At 36.9% G+C, this 17,158-nt stretch carries 21 protein-coding genes; 12 read left to right on the top strand and 9 right to left on the bottom strand.

Translation table 11 applies throughout. From position 1 onward, the window contains the following. Positions 1 to 55 precede the first annotated feature (55 nt). From PFY10_05715 to PFY10_05685, 7 genes are all read right to left on the bottom strand, one after another. Entirely contained in the window at positions 56 to 454 is a 399-nt protein-coding gene (locus PFY10_05715; GenBank protein WBV57937.1) for a DoxX family protein, read from the bottom strand. Positions 455 to 497: 43 nt separating this feature from the next. Beyond that, a complete protein-coding gene (locus tag PFY10_05710; protein ID WBV57936.1) occupies positions 498 to 1,277 on the bottom strand; it encodes a DUF1223 domain-containing protein in 780 nt (259 codons plus the stop codon). A gap of 117 nt (positions 1,278 to 1,394) precedes the next feature. After that, positions 1,395 to 2,162: a LytTR family DNA-binding domain-containing protein gene (locus PFY10_05705; GenBank protein ID WBV57935.1), complete on the bottom strand. Its 768-nt coding sequence runs from the start codon at positions 2,160 to 2,162 to the stop codon at positions 1,395 to 1,397. Next, positions 2,143 to 3,156 (bottom strand): sensor histidine kinase, encoded by a 1,014-nt coding sequence (locus PFY10_05700; protein WBV57934.1) that lies wholly within the window; start codon positions 3,154 to 3,156, stop codon positions 2,143 to 2,145. Before PFY10_05700 ends, PFY10_05705 begins: the two co-directional genes overlap by 20 nt. A 102-nt stretch (positions 3,157 to 3,258) precedes the next feature. Beyond that, on the bottom strand, positions 3,259 to 3,705 hold the full coding sequence (locus PFY10_05695) for a hypothetical protein (GenBank protein ID WBV57933.1): 447 nt from the start codon (positions 3,703 to 3,705) through the stop codon (positions 3,259 to 3,261). Further along, positions 3,702 to 4,697, bottom strand: coding sequence for a heme-binding domain-containing protein (locus PFY10_05690; protein WBV57932.1), 996 nt, complete (start codon positions 4,695 to 4,697; stop codon positions 3,702 to 3,704). Before PFY10_05690 ends, PFY10_05695 begins: the two co-directional genes overlap by 4 nt. 164 nt (positions 4,698 to 4,861) lie before the next feature. Further along, entirely contained in the window at positions 4,862 to 5,608 is a 747-nt protein-coding gene (locus PFY10_05685) for an SDR family oxidoreductase (protein ID WBV57931.1), read from the bottom strand. Between the two features lie 86 nt (positions 5,609 to 5,694). Between PFY10_05685 and PFY10_05680 the strand changes: the two genes are divergently transcribed. Further along, positions 5,695 to 6,033 carry a helix-turn-helix domain-containing protein gene (locus PFY10_05680; GenBank protein ID WBV57930.1) on the top strand — a complete coding sequence of 113 codons (339 nt, stop codon included), beginning with the start codon at positions 5,695 to 5,697 and terminating at the stop codon, positions 6,031 to 6,033. Between the two features lie 33 nt (positions 6,034 to 6,066). Here the strand turns inward: PFY10_05680 and PFY10_05675 are convergent, their stop codons facing one another. Both PFY10_05675 and PFY10_05670 read right to left on the bottom strand, forming a co-directional pair. After that, positions 6,067 to 7,359: a hypothetical protein gene (locus PFY10_05675; protein WBV57929.1), complete on the bottom strand. Its 1,293-nt coding sequence runs from the start codon at positions 7,357 to 7,359 to the stop codon at positions 6,067 to 6,069. Next, the gene (locus PFY10_05670; GenBank protein WBV57928.1) at positions 7,349 to 9,568 is read right to left on the bottom strand and encodes an NADP-dependent isocitrate dehydrogenase; all 2,220 of its coding nucleotides are present in this window, start codon (positions 9,566 to 9,568) and stop codon (positions 7,349 to 7,351) included. Before PFY10_05670 ends, PFY10_05675 begins: the two co-directional genes overlap by 11 nt. Before the next feature lie 170 nt (positions 9,569 to 9,738). Between PFY10_05670 and tpx the strand changes: the two genes are divergently transcribed. The 11 genes from tpx (at position 9,739) to PFY10_05615 (ending at position 17,051) form a co-directional block, all read left to right on the top strand. Further along, complete coding sequence (tpx, locus tag PFY10_05665; protein WBV57927.1) at positions 9,739 to 10,236, top strand: thiol peroxidase; 498 nt, start codon at positions 9,739 to 9,741, stop codon at positions 10,234 to 10,236. Positions 10,237 to 10,330: 94 nt separating this feature from the next. After that, on the top strand, positions 10,331 to 10,903 hold the full coding sequence (locus PFY10_05660) for a Crp/Fnr family transcriptional regulator (protein WBV57926.1): 573 nt from the start codon (positions 10,331 to 10,333) through the stop codon (positions 10,901 to 10,903). Between the two features lie 67 nt (positions 10,904 to 10,970). Further along, positions 10,971 to 11,660: an alpha/beta hydrolase gene (locus PFY10_05655; protein WBV57925.1), complete on the top strand. Its 690-nt coding sequence runs from the start codon at positions 10,971 to 10,973 to the stop codon at positions 11,658 to 11,660. Positions 11,661 to 11,745: 85 nt separating this feature from the next. Next, the gene (locus PFY10_05650) at positions 11,746 to 12,093 is read left to right on the top strand and encodes a VOC family protein (GenBank protein WBV57924.1); all 348 of its coding nucleotides are present in this window, start codon (positions 11,746 to 11,748) and stop codon (positions 12,091 to 12,093) included. A 13-nt stretch (positions 12,094 to 12,106) separates the two neighbouring features. Then, the gene (locus PFY10_05645) at positions 12,107 to 12,502 is read left to right on the top strand and encodes a glyoxalase superfamily protein (GenBank protein ID WBV57923.1); all 396 of its coding nucleotides are present in this window, start codon (positions 12,107 to 12,109) and stop codon (positions 12,500 to 12,502) included. Positions 12,503 to 12,763: 261 nt separating this feature from the next. Next, the gene (locus PFY10_05640; GenBank protein ID WBV57922.1) at positions 12,764 to 13,975 is read left to right on the top strand and encodes a DUF763 domain-containing protein; all 1,212 of its coding nucleotides are present in this window, start codon (positions 12,764 to 12,766) and stop codon (positions 13,973 to 13,975) included. Positions 13,976 to 14,117: 142 nt separating this feature from the next. Continuing rightward, positions 14,118 to 14,708, top strand: coding sequence for a Crp/Fnr family transcriptional regulator (locus PFY10_05635; GenBank protein WBV57921.1), 591 nt, complete (start codon positions 14,118 to 14,120; stop codon positions 14,706 to 14,708). Positions 14,709 to 14,785: 77 nt separating this feature from the next. Then, positions 14,786 to 15,196, top strand: a complete 411-nt coding sequence (locus PFY10_05630) for a VOC family protein (protein WBV57920.1) — start codon at positions 14,786 to 14,788, stop codon at positions 15,194 to 15,196. A gap of 23 nt (positions 15,197 to 15,219) precedes the next feature. Next, on the top strand, positions 15,220 to 15,681 hold the full coding sequence (locus tag PFY10_05625) for a hypothetical protein (GenBank protein WBV57919.1): 462 nt from the start codon (positions 15,220 to 15,222) through the stop codon (positions 15,679 to 15,681). A gap of 65 nt (positions 15,682 to 15,746) precedes the next feature. Beyond that, positions 15,747 to 16,271, top strand: a complete 525-nt coding sequence (locus tag PFY10_05620) for a DinB family protein (GenBank protein WBV57918.1) — start codon at positions 15,747 to 15,749, stop codon at positions 16,269 to 16,271. Positions 16,272 to 16,274: 3 nt separating this feature from the next. Then, positions 16,275 to 17,051, top strand: coding sequence for an alpha/beta hydrolase (locus tag PFY10_05615; protein ID WBV57917.1), 777 nt, complete (start codon positions 16,275 to 16,277; stop codon positions 17,049 to 17,051). Positions 17,052 to 17,158 lie beyond the last annotated feature (107 nt).

Below are 17,158 nucleotides of genomic sequence, written 5' to 3'. Positions count from 1 at the left end.
AATAAGAAAATCCTACTGAGAACAGTAGGATTTTCTTATTAAGGAGAACTTTGAATTAAAAGCCGGGTTCATCAAAGATCAATTCCGGACTGTACATTTTTCTGAACATAAGATATGTAACGGAAAGGACTGAAAATGCTATGATCGCATCGATCGTAGAAGGAAATCCTAGGACGGCAATTTTGGAAAAGAATGCGAAAATAATATCGAAAAACATTCCGGCGAATATCCATTCTTTTAATCTCAGTAATTTGTTTGGAATTAAAAGTACGGTAACTCCTGCAAGTTTAAAAACACCAAGGATATAAATAAAGTGAGGAGGGTATCCTAGCTGCTGGGTAATATCCCATACTACCGGATTTTTAGTCAATTCAAAGAAGCCACTTGCTCCAAACCATAATGACATAAAGATAGCGCCTGACCAATAGATGATTTTTGTTGTTTTTGTTTTCATTTTTTTATTGTTTTAAATTGTTATATATTGTTTAATGTGTATGTTATTGAAATGTAGCTTTTGATGCACCTGAGATCTGGCCGGTTTTTGTATTTTGAACAAATCCTATAATTTCCCAGTCTGTGGTATTGAAGTTTTCAGGTATTGAAAAAGTAGAAACACCTTCAGAATTATTTTGTAATGAAATCTGAATCTGCTTGTGAACAATTTGCCAGTGATTCAGGTGTCGTCCTTCATTTTCACCTTTTGCAACGTTAGTTGATGCTTTTTTCTGTACCAATGTAAGTAAGAGTTTACTATGAGAATCATTTCCTGATACCTTATAGTGAATATTGATCTGCTTAGAATCGGATTCAGCTTTAAGGTCTATAGAACTGCTTGCTGTGTGGCTTACAGCGTTGATGATGGAGTTTTCTACAGCTTCCCTGTCTGATCCTACAAATTGTTGTTTTCCGTTGACAACGAGCTGTGGGGTGTATACCTGGGAATCCAGTATTCTGCTGTATTGCTGTTGGCGCTCTGAATTTTCAATGCTGCTGAATCTGTCTTTCCATCCTAGACGGTTCCAGTAATCCACATGATACGCGAGAATATAGACAGGCTGATCTTTGTTGTTCTCTTTAATTTCTCCCATCAGGGCATCTGCCGGAGGGCAGCTTGAACATCCTTCAGAAGTAAAGAGTTCAAGGACCGCAAAGCCATTGCTTTTACCTGATGCAATTTTTTTAAAGCTTTCATGTGGTTTATCTTTCTGCATAAAGGCAGAAACAGTAAATAGTAAAGCTACAAATGCTCCTACTATGAAAAGTTTTTTAGATATCATTTCTTTTAATTTTTATTCAAAAGTAGATACCTAGGGGATGCTAAAAAATGAAAAAAGGGCTCAACCAGACAAATCGAAAGGTGAACCCTGAAAAATATAGATTTAAGAAATTAGCTGTTAACGATCTTCCAGCCAGGAAAAGAAACTATGCGTTTTTTCTTTATTGATAAGAAGCTTTTCCGGTGTGTCGATAACTAACTTTACATAGATTTTACGTTGGAAATAATGCTCCATTTCTTTAATAGCGCTGAAATTCACAATATACTGCCTGTTCACCCTGAAAAATTGTTTTGGAGAAACCTGCTCAGCGACCTGTCCCAACGATTGTGAAAGTGAAAATTGTTGTTTATCAAAAGTAACCAGATGGGTCATTTCGTTGTGAATGTAGAAATAGGCTATATTTTCGGTAAGAATAGTGGTGTATTTTTGATTTTTAAAGACCAGGAAACTACTTTTGGTAGCAGTTTGTGGCTGAGCTATTTTTTGTAAAAGTGCTTCCAGTTCCGGGATTTCCGTTTTCTGGAAAAACTTTTTGAGCTCGTCCACTTTTCGTAATGCCTCTGCAATATCTTCACGTGAAAAAGGTTTTAAAACGTAATCTACTCCTTTACTTTTGAAAGCGTCCAGCATATACTGGTCAAAGGCAGTACAAAAGACCACGGGGCAGGTAATATCTGCCTGCTTAAAAATTTCAAATGATAACCCATCAGAAAGGTGGATGTCCATAAAGATCAGGTCGGGCTTTGTATTGTTCTGCAAAGCAGCCACACTGGATTCTATGCTGTCATAAACTCCGGATATAACAGATTCCGGTTTTAGTTCTTTAATTAAATTCTGTAAGGATTTTGCGGCTCTGAACTCGTCTTCAATGATGATGATATTCATGGATAAATGGTAGTTTTATTTGGAAAATTTGATTGTTATCTAAAATGTCGATTTCCTGGTCCAGAAGATGTTTGTAACGCATATTGACGTTATTCAGGCCAACTCCTAATGAATCTTCCGGAACCAATTTCCGCTGGATAGGATTTTCAATAATGATCTTTTGATTAGCATCATAGATGCTGATATGAAGAGGTTTACTCTGGGAAACAATATTGTGTTTAATACAGTTTTCCACCAGTAATTGCAGGGTAAACGGAGGGATAAGGGTTTTGAGCGTATCTTTACCGAGAGTATCGGTAAAGGTAAATCCGTTACCAAACCTGGCTTTTTGCAGGAAAAGGTAAGAATTAAGTATTTTCATTTCTTCTTCAACGGTGATAAGGTCGAGTTTTCTGCTTTCCAGGGTGAAACGATAAAAGTCAGAAAGCTTGATAATGAAATCAATGGTTTCCTCATCATGCGTTTCCACCATGGATTTAAGCGTATTTAAACTGTTGAAAAGAAAATGGGGATTTACCTGTTGTTTTAATAATTCATATTGAGCACCTAAATTATCGCTTTTTACTTTTTCTAGTTCCAGATGAACCTGCTGGCCGGCGTAATTATGCTGTACAAGATTTAAAAACATATAGAAAACAAGGTTGATAAGGATTCCTCTTACTTCCACCATCAGCATAACAGGTCCGAAATTAATATGGGATAAAATAAGCTGCTGGATCCAGGCAAGGCCAAACATCACAACCATCCCCAGGGCAAGGACAACCAAAAGCCGGGAGTATGAAATTCCCTGACGTTTCTTTGTATTACGATTGAGTAAAAAAATGTTGAGGTACCACATAACAACTGCAAATGCTGAAGTAATGGCTGCATTAACCACAGCTTCCATGAGATTAAAATCATGGGAAGCAAGCTGAGGAACTGAGGAAAGTGCCCCCAAAACAATAGAGCTTATCCAGATAACAGCCTGTGATATTTTTATTTTTTCTTGTTGCATTAAGAAGAATTGGATTTAAAAATGTGAAATTAATATTTTTTAATGATAACTATTAAATAAATACAATCTGAGACTGCTGGTGAATCTCAGATTGCATTATTTTTACGGCATAACGACCGGTTGATAGCCCATCATATACTGTATTCTTTGTTCTTTAGTCTGAAAGATGCCGGGTTCCTTTTCGTTATCCAGCTCTTTCCGGTAAGAGACTGATCCTTTTATACCGGTTTCAACAGTTTCTACGCTCACCAGCTCACCAGTGATAGTACCTCCGGTATATTGCGGGTTTTCATGATATTTCCAGATGACAAGTTTCATTTTTGTTCCGGGCAGCGGCTTATCATTTTTATTGGATAAAGATTGAAGGGCCTGACTGTTTCCGTATAGGGCGGACATCGTCTCTTTTTTCGTATTTAAAGATGAGGCAATGAACTGTAGCCCACCGGCATCAAACACAAGACGGACATGCTCCCAGTCCTTGGAATTTTCAGTTTTGCATGAAATTAAAAAAAGAAAACTTCCTATCATGGCTATAATTATTTTATTCATTTTGTCTGTAGTTTTTCGATTAGATTTTTGGTGTTTACTTTCATCGGTACGTCGAATAAATATCCTGTAGGCTCTGCCAGCTGACGATGACAGGCAATACATGATTCTCTGGCAAATGATGCCGTATTTCCGGTAGGGTGAAGATCTTTACCCGAGAATTTGGCGAAACCCCATCCTTCGGTATCGGTGTATTTTTTTGAATCTTTTACCATAAACTGAGCATTAACAAATTCGCCAGGTCTGATTTCTCCATCAGGAGCTTCTGTCTGTTTCCATACTGCTTTTACTACGATGCTGCCGTCCGGCCATGGATGGAAATTGTCTGTTTCAACTGCTTTTACGGCAATGCTGTTTCCATAGATAACGCGGATGGAATTATCAAATAATGTACTCATACTGATTACTTTCCAGTTTTTAAACTCCGGTGTATATTTTACTCCATTTGGTGAAACCGGAAAACCAGAATGGCTTACAGAAGCTGTTTTTATATCTTGTTGAAGGGGTTTTACCTCTTTTGTGTTTGCCGGTGAAAGATTTTTTCCCGAAAGAGATAGTGTGTATTTTCTGATAACTTCAATATCTTTTGCTGAAACTTTTGCAGACGCATGCAGTAAGGTATATTCGTGAAGAGGCATTTTTCCGGCTTGCATCATATTCAATATGGAATACATTCTGCCTTTGTGTTCACCTGGTGAAACCTTTGACCATTCAGAAAAATTCATGACCTCCCTTGCTCTTTCAACATCCTTTTTTACACCCCATGACATGGGAGCAAGCTTATCATACCAGCTTAGTTTCTGTTCATTAGAATGGCAGTTGAAGCACGATCTTTCCAGAACGGCAATCACCTCGTGCGGTGCTTCAATGGTGCCGGTTACAGGTTTACCTTCAATAGGAGAATTGAAAAGCTGTAATCCTGCAAAGACTCCCACAATAGCTATAAATAATATAGCAATGGGTTTTGTTGTTCTCTTTTTCTTTACTGAATCCATAATCGTTTTATTTTTATGATTCAAAAATAGATTGCTGGCAAAGGAAATGAAACCTAAAAAAAGGTGAACCGGACAATTTAAGGGGTGAAGTAGAATTTATGCCCCGGAATATAAAACAAAAAATACCGGAAGTTCTTCCGGTATGTGATATGGAGAGTGTTTAACTATAAAATCATTCCTCCGTCAATGATAATTTCAGTACCTGTCATAAAACTTGCCACATGCGAATCGGATAAATAAACAACCAGTTTTGCAACATCTTCAGCAGTTCCCATTTTCTTTAATGGGATAGCATCGATGAGCCACTCATTTATGCCTTTTAGTGTTTCGTCATCGAGACCGGCTTTGGTCATAATTTCAGTTTTTGTAGGACCCGGACTTACCATATTGACCCTGATCTTTCTTGGTGCTAATTCAGCGGCGGCTGTTTTCGCAATAGAATTGAGGGCTGCCTTACTTGCCTGATAAACGGAACTGTTAGGTTTATAGGTTGTTGCAACATTTGATGATAAGAATACCACAGAAGCACCATCATGTAAAATAGGAGTGAACTTACTCAACGTGAAATAAGCTCCTCTGAAGTTGATATTCATTACATTATCAAAATTATCGGCATCCATATTCTCAATAGAGGTCAATGTGCCCGTAATTCCTGCATTGATAAATAAAATGTCAACTTTCCCGTGTTTTTCTTCAACTTCTTTTTTCAACAGATCAATATCTTCCAGTTTGCCCTGATCTGCAACGAACGGAATTGCCCCTAGTTCTTCAGCTGCTTTTTCAATGGCGTCTTTCCTTCTGCCGGTAATAATTACTTTTGCTCCTTCAGCTATTAATTCCTTTGCTGTGGCATATCCGATTCCACTATTTCCACCGGTCACTACTGCCAGTTTGTTGTTAAATTTATTCATTTCTTAAAATTTTTGACAAAGTTATAGTGAAAATGATATACTTTTGTAATCAGTATCACAGAGTATATCAAAATAAATATTTTAAAATGGAAAGAGATCAGACCGAAGAACTCAGAGCGTTGCAGGATACCTTGTACTTTATAGGTGGTAAATGGCGTATTCCAGTTATCAATTCAATTTGCAATGGTAACAGGCGTTTCCGTGAGATTGAACGCAGTATTCCAGGTATTACAACAAGAATGCTTTCAAAAGAGTTAAAAGATATGGAGATGAATAAACTGGTGACCAGAAATGTATATCCCGATACTCCGGTTTTAATAGAATATATACCCACGGAGTATTGTCGTACTTTCGGGAAGATCATCACGGAAATGATCAACTGGGGGAGGGAGCACCGGAAGGTAATCGTAGATAAGCAGAACTAAATAAAAAATCCTCTCAAGTGAGAGGATTTTTTACTATTTATTAAATACTTCTACAATAACATTTTCAGGTGGATCTGAATAACCAGAGTTGATATTAATCGCATTTATTGAGCTTAAGGAAACAACCTTATTCCCGTAATTAAATACTTTAAAAGGATATCTTTCGGTACTTATTGAGTTTACTTTTGCATAACTTGTCAGGTTATAAAACTCAATACTTTTCTTATCGGTTCCTGCAATGATGTTACTCGCATCAAAATCATAGCTTGATAGTCCTGAGTTGCCACGAGGCAATTGACCTATATAAACCAGATTAGAATTATAGATAACTCCTTCCATAGCTGTTAAGAAACCATTTCCGGTAGGAAGGGATTCAAATATTCTAGGGTTTAAAGGATAATCACCGTGATAGGTATCTTCAAATTTATTAACGAATGTTCCGTCAGCATTATAATTAAAGCGAATAAGATTGGTAGGACTTACATTTGTCGTGATAAAAAAGAAACTAGAGCTTGTATTAGCAATCTTTTTTATTCTACCAAATTGATAGCTTCCATTCTCTGATATCAATTGTTTTGTGGTTCTGTCAAAACATTTTAAAGAAACATTCGAAATAGCTCCAGTTGTTCCATATAATTTATTGTCTGCTAAAACAACACTTTTTACTTCGCTTCCAAAGTTTATTTGATCTTTTAACGATAAATCACTAGGATTGTAGATATATACCCAACCATCATTTCTCGGAACATATAATTCTTTCTGGCCATTATAAGAACCTAAAAATGAATAACCTAAAGTTGCTCCGGTAGATATTTCCTTTGTAATTGTACCAGTTGTTACATCATACTTCATAATATTACCAGTAGAACCAAATATAAACATGCTTCCGTTATCAGCATCAAACAGAGCGTCTACAGGTCTGATATTAAGTAATGGTTTAATGGTAGGCCTTTTATAAGAAACGAGGTTACTTTTTACTGGTTCACCATTAGCAGTATACCCGATTATCTGGTAACCTACATATGAAGAATAGGGAACATTGGCATCTACTTTTACAAATGTAGTTCCATTTTCCTGATTCAGATATTCAGGAGTTCCGTTTTCGGAATTGCTTCTTAAAAACTGAAAACTCTGATACGTATTTTTACCCGTCGTGGTCCATTCTAATCTGACAGTGGTATCATTAACAACTATCACATCTTTTAGAATGATTTTTTCCTCTACGGGCTGCGGTGTAACGACTTCATCTGAATCACCAGAGCATGAAACGGTAAATATTAATGCAAAAAATAAAAACCAAAAACTTTTTAGAGATCTAAATTCCATCAATAATTTCATTTAAAACAGTACTTGGTCTCATAGCTGCATAGGTCTTGTAGGTATCAGTTTTGTAATATCCGTCAATATTTTGAGGTTTACCCTGAGCTGCAATTAATTCCTGGTTGATCACTGCTTCATTCTCTTGCATGCTTGCAGCAACAGACTTGAACTTCTGAGCAATTTCAGCATCGTTGGTCTGATTAGCTAAGGCTTCTGCCCAATACATAGCAAGGTAGAAGTGAGAACCTCTGTTATCGATCTGTCCTACCTTTCTTGCAGGAGATTTATCGGTTGCCAGGAATTTAGCATTAGCTTCATCCAGTGCATCAGCCAACACCTGAGATTTTGTATTCCCCTGAGTTTGTGCCAAATGTTCCAAAGAAGCCTGAAGTGCCAAGAATTCTCCTAAAGAATCCCATCTTAAATAACCTTCTTCAAGAAACTGTTCAACATGCTTAGGAGCAGAACCTCCGGCACCTGTTTCAAATAGACCACCTCCATTCATTAATGGAACGATAGAAAGCATTTTTGCTGAAGTTCCTAATTCAAGGATTGGGAAAAGGTCTGTTAGATAATCTCTCAATACATTTCCTGAAACCGAAATGGTGTCTTTACCTTCTCTTGCTCTTTTAAGAGTTTCAGTCATGGCATCTTTTACGTCAAGGATTCTGATATCTAATCCTGCAGTATCATGATCTTTTAGATATTTTTCTACTTTTTTGATGATTTCTCTGTCGTGAGCTCTTCCTTTATCCAACCAGAAAATAGCCGGTGTATCGGATAGTCTTGATCTGTTTACTGCCAGTTTTACCCAGTCCTGGATCGGAGCATCCTTAGTCTGACACATTCTGAAGATATCATTTTCTTCTACTTTCTGAGAAAGAAGAACGTTTCCTGCTTCATCCTGAACTTCAATTGTTCCGTTAGCAGTAGCCTGGAATGTTTTGTCATGAGAACCGTATTCTTCTGCCTTCTGAGCCATTAAACCTACATTCGGAACAGAGCCCATAGTTGTAGGGTCCAGCTTACCATGAGCTTTCATATCATCGATTACTGCCTGATAGAAACCTGCATAAGAACGGTCCGGAATGATCGCTACTGTATCTTCTTCCTTACCTTCTTTATTCCACATTTTACCTCCGCCTCTTACTAATGCAGCCATAGATGCATCAACGATGATATCTGAAGGAACATGGAAGTTGGTAATTCCTTTATCCGAATTTACCATTGCTACTCTTGGTCCATTTGCCAAAGCGGTTTCGATAGCTGCTTTAATTTCAGCTTCCTGAGCATTTCCTTTGATTTTCTCAAATAGATCAGCAAGACCGTTGTTAGGGTTAATATCTAAAGATTTGAAAGTATCTGCATATTTTGTAAATACATCTTTGAAGAAAGTTTCTACGATAGCCCCAAAAATAATCGGATCAGAGATTTTCATCATAGTTGCTTTCAGGTGAGCAGAAAGAAGAACATTTCTGTTTTTAGCCTCCTCAATCGCTTCCTGTACAAAAGATTTCAAAGCGTTCAGGTTCATCACTGAAGAATCAATAACTTCTCCTGCTTCAAGGCTTGCAAAATCTTTCAAGACTTTTTCAGAACCATCATTTCCTTTGAAAACAATTTTATATTTTGTAGCATTTTCAAGAGTTGTTGAAGTTTCAGTACCATAGAAATCTCCGTTATTCATATGGGCAACATCAGTTTTACTGTCAGAAGCCCAGTCTCCCATTCGGTGAGGGTTCGCTTTTGCGTAGTTTTTAACAGCTTTTGGTGCACGTCTGTCAGAATTCCCTTCTCTTAACACAGGGTTTACGGCACTTCCTAAAACTTTTGCATATTTTGCTTTAATCGCCTTTTCCTCATCATTTTTAGGCTCAGAAGGATAGTTTGGAACCGCAAAGCCTTTGGATTGTAGTTCTGCAATAGCTCCATCAAGCTGAGGTACAGAAGCGGAAATATTAGGTAACTTGATAATATTAGCATCCGGTGTTGTTGCAATCTGGCCCAATTCAGCCAAAGCATCACCAATTCTTTGATCTTCTTTTAAGAACTCCGGGAAGTTGGCAAGGATCCTTCCTGCCAAAGAAATATCCGGAACGGCGATTTCAATATTTGCTGATTTTGTAAATGCCTTTACGATAGGTAAAAACGAGTGTGTAGCCAGCATTGGAGCTTCATCCGTTAATGTGTAGTAGATTTTTGATTTTTCTGACATTATACTGTTATTTATTATTTGATTTTTTAACTCCCACAAATTTAGTTAAAATTTAATTTTTTTGGATTAATCCTATATAAGTTTTTATACTTTAAGAATTATTTAACCTTTATTTGAACGAAAAAAATGGCATTTTTAACTAAATTTGAAAAACCGTAAAAAAATAAATTATGTCCAATATAACGTTAAAAGGAAACGCAGTTCATACATTAGGTAATTTACCAGCTGTTGGAAATACCATTAAGGATTTCGCATTAGTGGATTCAGGATTGAATATTAAAACCCTGTCAGACTTTGAAGGAAAGAAAAAAATATTTAATATTTTTCCTAGTATTGATACAGGAATATGTGCGGCTTCTGCCAGAAAATTCAATGAAGAAGCTTCAAATTTAAATAATACAGTAGTAATTAATGTTTCCAAAGATCTTCCATTTGCCTTAGGCAGATTTTGTGCAGCTGAAGGTCTGAATAATGTAGAAACACTATCTGATTTCAGAAGCAGCTTCGGTGATGATTATGAGGTAACTATTACAGATTCTCCTATGAAAGGTCTTTTAAGCCGGGCAGTGATCGTTACTGACGAAAATAATAAAGTAGTGTATACGGAGCAGGTTCCTGAAATTGGAAGCGAACCTAATTACAATGCTGCTCTTGAAGCATTAAAATAATTAAGAATTTATTTCTTTAAAGAGCCTTGTGGGATTTATTTTTACAAGGCTTTTTTAAATTCAAAATACACAAATAACAAATGAAAAATAAATTATGTCCGATAACTACACTAAGTATGGTACACTATTCCAGGTTGACCAAGAACATTTCGGGGAGTTCTTTTCCCTCCTTAAAGATACACATCTTTTAAAGTCTGATTTTTTTCTTAAACAAGGAGAAAAATGCAAATACCTGGGCTTTATTAAAAGCGGAACGATAAGAAGCTTTTACATCAATGATCAGGGCCGTGAGATCAACTTCGGTTTCTATTTTGAAAATGAATTTTTTACGGACTATGAAAGTATACTTTGTGATACGGTCTCCAATATGAATATTCAGGCTATAGAACATTGTGAGATCTTACTTTTAAGTAAAGATGATCTTCAAAATCTATATAAGAAGGAAGCTTACTGGCAAAAGTTCGGAAGGATGATGAGCGAAAAGATCTATCTTGATGCAAAAAAGAGAATTGATGATTTACTATGCTATTCTCCTGAAAACAGATACCTGAATCTTTTAAAAAGAAACCCTATGCTTGTTCAGAAAATAGCCCAGAAGCATATCGCAAGTTATCTGGGGATAACGGAACAGTCATTAAGTCGTATAAGATCCCGGATTATTAATTAACTTAAGTTAACGTGTATTGGTTTTTAAGAACGTAGTTTTACTAGTGTCAAACTTAAAAATAGCAATTATGGATCAAAAAGATTTAACCATTATTCTGGTACACGGAGCGTGGGGAGACGGTTCCCACTGGCAGTATGTTATCCCTGCACTTACGAAAGCAGGATATAAGGTAAGAAGTGTTCAAAACCCTCTCACAACTCTTCAAGATGACATTGACAAGACTAAGGATTTGATAGATGCACAGGATGGGAAAGTTCTCTTGGTTGGTCACTCATATGGAGGGGCTGTCATTTCAGGAGCCGGAAATCACGATAAGGTTGTAGGTTTAGTATATATTGCCGCCTTTGCACCGGATGCCGGTGATAGTCTGGGCTCGCTTTTAGGAAGAAGAGAGTCTCCTGGAGGAGCAAGCATTTACCCGGACAGCAAGGGCTTCCTTTGGATCAAATATGATGAATTCCAATCGGCATTTTGCCAGGATCTTGATGATGAAAAGGCATTGGTCATGTCATTATCCCAAAAACCGATTCATAGCCAATGTTTTGGTGATACTGCAGGTGAACCGGCATGGAAAACAAAGCCGAGCTGGTATCAGATTTCATCAAAAGATCGCATGATCCCTGCTGAAACAGAAAAGGAAATGGCAGAGCGAATGAATCCTAAGAAAATTATTTCTTTAGATGCTGGGCATGCCTCCTTAGCGTCCCATCCCAATGAAGTAACACAATTGATCTTAGAAGCTGCAGCGACCTTGTAAGACAATTTAGTAAAAATAGCTATACGCCTTGTGATGATTCTGTGTATCTTCACAAGGCTTTTTTATTGATAAGAACTTCAAAAATATGGTAAAAAGAATTGTAGCTAACATTAAGGCAGAAGACTTGTCCATGGCAGATCATTTCTATCATGGTATTTTAGGTCTGGAAATAATAATGAATCACGGATGGATCAAAACATTCGGAAGCAATGAAGAATCAAAGGTTCAGATCAGTTTTGCAATGCAGGGAGGAAATGACACGCCGGTTCCTGATTTGTCTATTGAAGTAGATGACGTAGAGGCTATCTATAAAAAGATGAAAGATTCAGGTTTTGAGATAACCTATGACCTTGCAGATGAGGAATGGGGGGTTCGTAGATTTTTTGTCAGAGATCCCTTTGGAAAATTAATTAATATCCTTTCACACGAATAATTTAATTATCAACATGAGAGCAGAACAAGTAATACCGGTCCTCAGAATTTTTGATTATAATAAAACCATAGAATTTTACATTGATTGGCTTGGTTTTGAAATTGTATGGGAACATCGTTTCGAAGAAAATACCCCTGTTTATCTGGAAGTAAAGAAGGAAAACATCATCTTTCATTTAAGTGAACATCACGGAGATGCAAGTCCTGGAAGCAGTGTTTTTATCTGGGGTGAAGACGTGGCACGCTATCATCAAGAACTGATTGATAAGAAATACAAATACAACAGGCCGGGGTTGGAAAAAACATTTTATGATGCAGTAGCTTTCACAGTTAATGATCCTTTCGGAAATAAGATAATTTTCAATGAGAAATTTGATGCAGAGAAACATAAGGAAGTGGAGTTTATTTGATAAAGTAATGGTAAGTGTGAAGGGATTTAAAGATTTGGATAGGTTACGCGTATTATTGTTTGTGATTCAAGACGAAGCGTAAGGGAGTAATATTTTTTAATATTAGTAAAAGCGGGATTCAGTCCGTTTTAAACAAAACTGTCCATTGGTTTAGCCAAATCTTATTTATTAAACTCGTCCTAAACATTAGTATCATGTAAAAAAAAATAATGATTCAAATCATTAAAACCTTATTAAATAACCTCTAACTTTACACCTTAAATGAAACGTTCAGGAACAGCAGATCTCCCTTTACACTATGGCAAAGTACCGCCATGGCTGTATGAGCGTATGTCTACTCTTGGATTGTCCATCATTGAAGTGATTTTGATGGATTATGGTAAGGATGAGGTTTTGAGAAGACTGGCCGATCCGTTTTGGTTTCAGAGTTTTGGAGCCGTTATGGGAATGGACTGGCATTCATCAGGCATTACAACCTCTGTAATGGGAGCTTTAAAACGCTCTATTAATCCGAATTCACAATCACTGGGGCTTTATATCTGTGGGGGAAAAGGGAAATTTTCGAGAGAGACTCCTTCGGAACTTCTTCAGATTGCTGATAAAACAGGCCTGAACGGTACTGAGCTGGTAAAGGCGAGCAAGCTCTCTGCGAAAGTGGATAATACAGCAATTCATGATGGGTATCAGTTATATCTGCATAATTTTATCCTGGCAGACAATGGAAGCTGGAGTGTTGTTCAGCAGGGAATGCATGAATCTGATGGAACGGCAAGGCGCTATCATTGGCATTCGGAAAATATAAAATCATTTATTGAAGAACCGCATACGGGAATAAATGGTGTTCATAGAGGAAAAATTCTTAATCTTACCGATGCGCAGGCTTCAGAAAACAGAAAAGGAATTCTCGAGATTTCTCATACGGATTCCGCAGAGATTATGAACGATTTTTCCCGTCTGATTCTCCCTGATCATCACGATGTCCGCGCTTCTGACGTAGATTTAAAAAGATTGGGGGCTCTTTTATATGTTACCCGTGAACAACAGCCTCAGAATTTTGAAGATCTTTTAATGCTGGAAGGGGTGGGACCAAGGACGATGCAATCTTTGGCTTTGGTAAGTGAGGTGATTCATGGGGCACCGTCAAGATTTTCGGATCCGGCCAGATTTTCTTTTGCACATGGCGGAAAAGACGGACATCCGTTTCCTGTTCCTACGAAAGTGTATGATCAGAGCATCGATATCCTTCGAAAAGGTATTGAAAAATCTAAGCTGGGAAATTCAGATAAACTTAAGACATTAAATAAGCTGCATCAGGTAATAGCAACAACGGAAAAAGATTTTACACCAGATTTTGATATTCAGCAGGTTATAGAAGAAGAAAGACAGAATTCCTGGAGATTTGGAGGGAAAACTGTTTTCGGAGATGCTAAAAAGCCAATCAAACCTAATGATATTCAGCTTTCTTTGTTTTGAGAAGGCAATCACCATATCAGGTGAAATTATTTATAATGTAGGCAGAAAGTGATTTGATTTCGGGCTATTTACATTTTCAACAACTTTTTTGATTCAGTTCCGATAAAAATTTTAATTTTAGAATCTAAAAAATATTCATCTTATGAGCAGTAAGTCCTTAGAAATTTCATATGATTTCCCTTTTTTTATGCACGAAGAGCTCGATGAGATCTTTCAGGCGCATGAAAAAATAAGTTTTCAAAAAGGAGATTTTATTCTTGAAGAAGGAAAAATGGCTAATGAATATTATATTTTAGATAAAGGGCTTGCAAGATCCTTTGTTAATGACTTTAACGGGAATGAAGTAACCACTCATTTTTTTACGGAGAATGAAATTATCATAGAAGTATTATCTCTTTTCCAACGAATTCCCTCTCAGGAGAATATCATCTGCATTACCGATTGTGAATGCTGGAAACTGGATTATGATACTTTTCAGAACCTGTTTCATAAAATTCCCAACCTGAGGGAATGGGGGAGATCGTGGATGTCCCAGCAGCTCTTTGCTTATAAGCAGCGTTCTGTAGAAATGTTTACCTTATCTGCTACCAGAAGATATCTTAATCTCCTGGAGGAGAAATGCCAGGTGATTCAGTATGCTCCTTTAAAGCAGATTGCTTCTTATCTTGGAGTAACAGACACTTCTTTAAGCAGAATCCGTAAAGAATTAGTTTCCCATCCAAAGAAAAATTAAATCTTGCCATAAGGCAAGATGATTCTGATATCGACTTGGTAATTTTGGTTAAAAGTTTAACACTAAAATTACAAAAAATGAAAGTCAATCAAATTTACGTAAATCTTCCGGTAAAAAGCGTTGAAGATACAAGAGCATTCTGGACGAAGCTTGGTTTTGAAATCAACGAGCAGTTTTCAGATGAAAAAGCTGTTTGTGTGATCATGAAAGAAGACAATATTTATGTCATGTTCTTAATGGAAGAGTTTCTAAAAACCTTTACAGACAGACCTGTTGCAAAAGGCGATACCACTCAGGTACTTCTTGCCATAGGTGTTAACAGCAGAGAAGAAGTAGATCAAATGGTTCAGACAGCGCTTGCCAATGGAGGATCCAAATACAGTGAGCCTCAGGACCATGGATGGATGTACCAATGTGCTTTTGCCGATCTGAATGGACATCAGTGGGAAGTAATGTTTGCAGATATGTCCAAATTACCAACGGAATAGTTTAATTCCCAAAAATACCTATTATGGAATCGAAATCAAACGACATTGAAATCATCAATCTACAGGTTCTTAGTAACTATAAAGTGATTCTGATGAATATCGATGGCATCAGCAACGAAGAAGCGATGGTTTTTCCCAATGGTGATGCCAACTGTATGAACTGGATTTTAGGACATTTAATCTATATACGAAATGCATTTATTAATGTTCTGGGAGGAGAATCAGTATGGGATGAAGAGAAATATTCTTGCTATAACAGGGGAGAGATTCCTTTACAAAGAAAAGATGAATTTGCGGATTTTGAAACATTAAAATCCTATCTGGATGAAACCCAGGACCGGCTGATACAAAAAATCAGCCACCTAGAAAGAATCAACCCCGATCAGGTTAACGATATAGCTACATTATGTCTTCATGAGATTTATCACAGTGGCCAGTTCGGATATCTTCGGAGAATTCTCGGAAAACCGGGAGCTATCAAGTAATAATATGCTTTAAAAAGATGTTTAACAGCAGACCTTTAAAGATTAAAAATTAAAACCATATCGTTATGGATACACCAAAATCAAAAAAGTTAGAAATTGTAATTCCTGCCTACAGGATGCACTCACAAAGCTTTTTAAATGTTTTAGAGGGCATTTCAGAGGAAGATGCAATGAAAAGAATTGACGGTAAAACGAATCACATTGTCTGGATGGCAGGTAATTTTCTTAATATGCGCTATGGACTGGGCTCAGTTTTAGGTCTTCAGGAAGAAGATCCATACACAGACCTTTTCTTTCAGGGAAAAGCGTTGGACGAAAGTTTCAGCTATCCTAACATTGCTCAATTAAAAGAAAGCTTTCACCATATTTCACCAAAGGTTTATCAAAAACTATTAGAGTCAACAGATGAACAGTTGGATGAGATTTTTGAAATAGGGATGAATATTTCTTTTTACTCAGAAACAAAACTCAATTTTACGGGAATGTGTATAGGGCGGGAAGATTATCTGTGCGGACAAATGGGATTGATGAGGAAGATTTTAGGATACCCGGGAATGAGTTATACCACCGATGAAAATTTAAAATACTAACCCATGGATCTTAAAGAGAAAGGCTATAAAAAAGTCAATGGAATTCAGATGTATTATGAAGTATATGGAGAAGGGAAACCTTTGGTTTTAATCCATGGAGGGGGTTCTTCAATTTTATTTGATTACAAGGAAATTATTTCCAGGCTTGAATCTCAGTTTCAGTTAATAGGAATTGATCTCCAAAATCACGGAATGAGTGAACACCGGGATATTCCTGAAACATTTGAGCAGGACGCTCATGATGTAGCTCAACTGCTAAAAGAAATGAAAATAGGAAAAGCTTCATTCTGGGGTTTTAGTAACGGAGGAAGTACAGTAATGCAAATCGCTCATCATCATCCCGGTTTGGTGGATAAACTCATCGTAGCTTCTGCGTTTTTTAAAAGAAGCGGAATGATAGAGGGCTTTTTCGATTCCATGTCCGAAGTCACTTTAGACTCAATGCCGGAACCTTTAAAGATCAATTTTCTGGAATTAAATCCTGACTTCTCAAAGTTGGAAAATATGTTTCAGAAGGATAGCAAAAGAATGCAGTCTTTTGAAGACTGGGATGAGAAAGTTTTGAAATCTATTGAATCGCCGACTCTTTTTATCTCGGGAGACCGCGATGTAATAAGACCTGAACATGTTGTCGAAATGTGGAGGTTGGTTCCTGATTCTCAGCTTATGATCCTTCCTGCTACTCACGGTTCTTATATGATGACTGATTTTGAGGGTAAAACCGATAGTAAGCTCATCGATTTGACTGTGAACGAAGTAGTCAAATTTTTAAATCATTAAACTTTAACATCAATTGGAGTAAATCATTCTGACAAAACGGTTGCTTCATCTGTTAGTAATGATCTCTTTTACAATATAAACATAATTATAACTTTAAAAACCAAACA

The sequence above is a fragment of the Chryseobacterium daecheongense genome, assembly GCA_027920525.1.
Classification (GTDB): Bacteria; Bacteroidota; Bacteroidia; order Flavobacteriales; family Weeksellaceae; genus Chryseobacterium; species Chryseobacterium proteolyticum.
Note: the sequence above shows the minus strand (reverse complement) of the source record. Positions and strands in the feature narration are given on the sequence as shown.

Coding starts and splice junctions, on each gene's coding strand:
- tpx (WBV57927.1), top strand. CDS start 9,739: ATGTCCAATATAACGTTAAAAGGAAACGCAGTTCATACATTAGGTAAT.
- PFY10_05650 (WBV57924.1), top strand. CDS start 11,746: ATGGTAAAAAGAATTGTAGCTAACATTAAGGCAGAAGACTTGTCCATG.
- PFY10_05680 (WBV57930.1), top strand. CDS start 5,695: ATGGAAAGAGATCAGACCGAAGAACTCAGAGCGTTGCAGGATACCTTG.
- PFY10_05660 (WBV57926.1), top strand. CDS start 10,331: ATGTCCGATAACTACACTAAGTATGGTACACTATTCCAGGTTGACCAA.
- PFY10_05655 (WBV57925.1), top strand. CDS start 10,971: ATGGATCAAAAAGATTTAACCATTATTCTGGTACACGGAGCGTGGGGA.
- PFY10_05715 (WBV57937.1), bottom strand. CDS start 454: ATGAAAACAAAAACAACAAAAATCATCTATTGGTCAGGCGCTATCTTT.
- PFY10_05640 (WBV57922.1), top strand. CDS start 12,764: ATGAAACGTTCAGGAACAGCAGATCTCCCTTTACACTATGGCAAAGTA.
- PFY10_05675 (WBV57929.1), bottom strand. CDS start 7,359: ATGGAATTTAGATCTCTAAAAAGTTTTTGGTTTTTATTTTTTGCATTA.
- PFY10_05690 (WBV57932.1), bottom strand. CDS start 4,697: ATGGATTCAGTAAAGAAAAAGAGAACAACAAAACCCATTGCTATATTA.
- PFY10_05645 (WBV57923.1), top strand. CDS start 12,107: ATGAGAGCAGAACAAGTAATACCGGTCCTCAGAATTTTTGATTATAAT.
- PFY10_05710 (WBV57936.1), bottom strand. CDS start 1,277: ATGATATCTAAAAAACTTTTCATAGTAGGAGCATTTGTAGCTTTACTA.
- PFY10_05700 (WBV57934.1), bottom strand. CDS start 3,156: ATGCAACAAGAAAAAATAAAAATATCACAGGCTGTTATCTGGATAAGC.
- PFY10_05620 (WBV57918.1), top strand. CDS start 15,747: ATGGATACACCAAAATCAAAAAAGTTAGAAATTGTAATTCCTGCCTAC.
- PFY10_05630 (WBV57920.1), top strand. CDS start 14,786: ATGAAAGTCAATCAAATTTACGTAAATCTTCCGGTAAAAAGCGTTGAA.
- PFY10_05625 (WBV57919.1), top strand. CDS start 15,220: ATGGAATCGAAATCAAACGACATTGAAATCATCAATCTACAGGTTCTT.
- PFY10_05685 (WBV57931.1), bottom strand. CDS start 5,608: ATGAATAAATTTAACAACAAACTGGCAGTAGTGACCGGTGGAAATAGT.
- PFY10_05705 (WBV57935.1), bottom strand. CDS start 2,162: ATGAATATCATCATCATTGAAGACGAGTTCAGAGCCGCAAAATCCTTA.
- PFY10_05695 (WBV57933.1), bottom strand. CDS start 3,705: ATGAATAAAATAATTATAGCCATGATAGGAAGTTTTCTTTTTTTAATT.
- PFY10_05635 (WBV57921.1), top strand. CDS start 14,118: ATGAGCAGTAAGTCCTTAGAAATTTCATATGATTTCCCTTTTTTTATG.
- PFY10_05615 (WBV57917.1), top strand. CDS start 16,275: ATGGATCTTAAAGAGAAAGGCTATAAAAAAGTCAATGGAATTCAGATG.
- PFY10_05670 (WBV57928.1), bottom strand. CDS start 9,568: ATGTCAGAAAAATCAAAAATCTACTACACATTAACGGATGAAGCTCCA.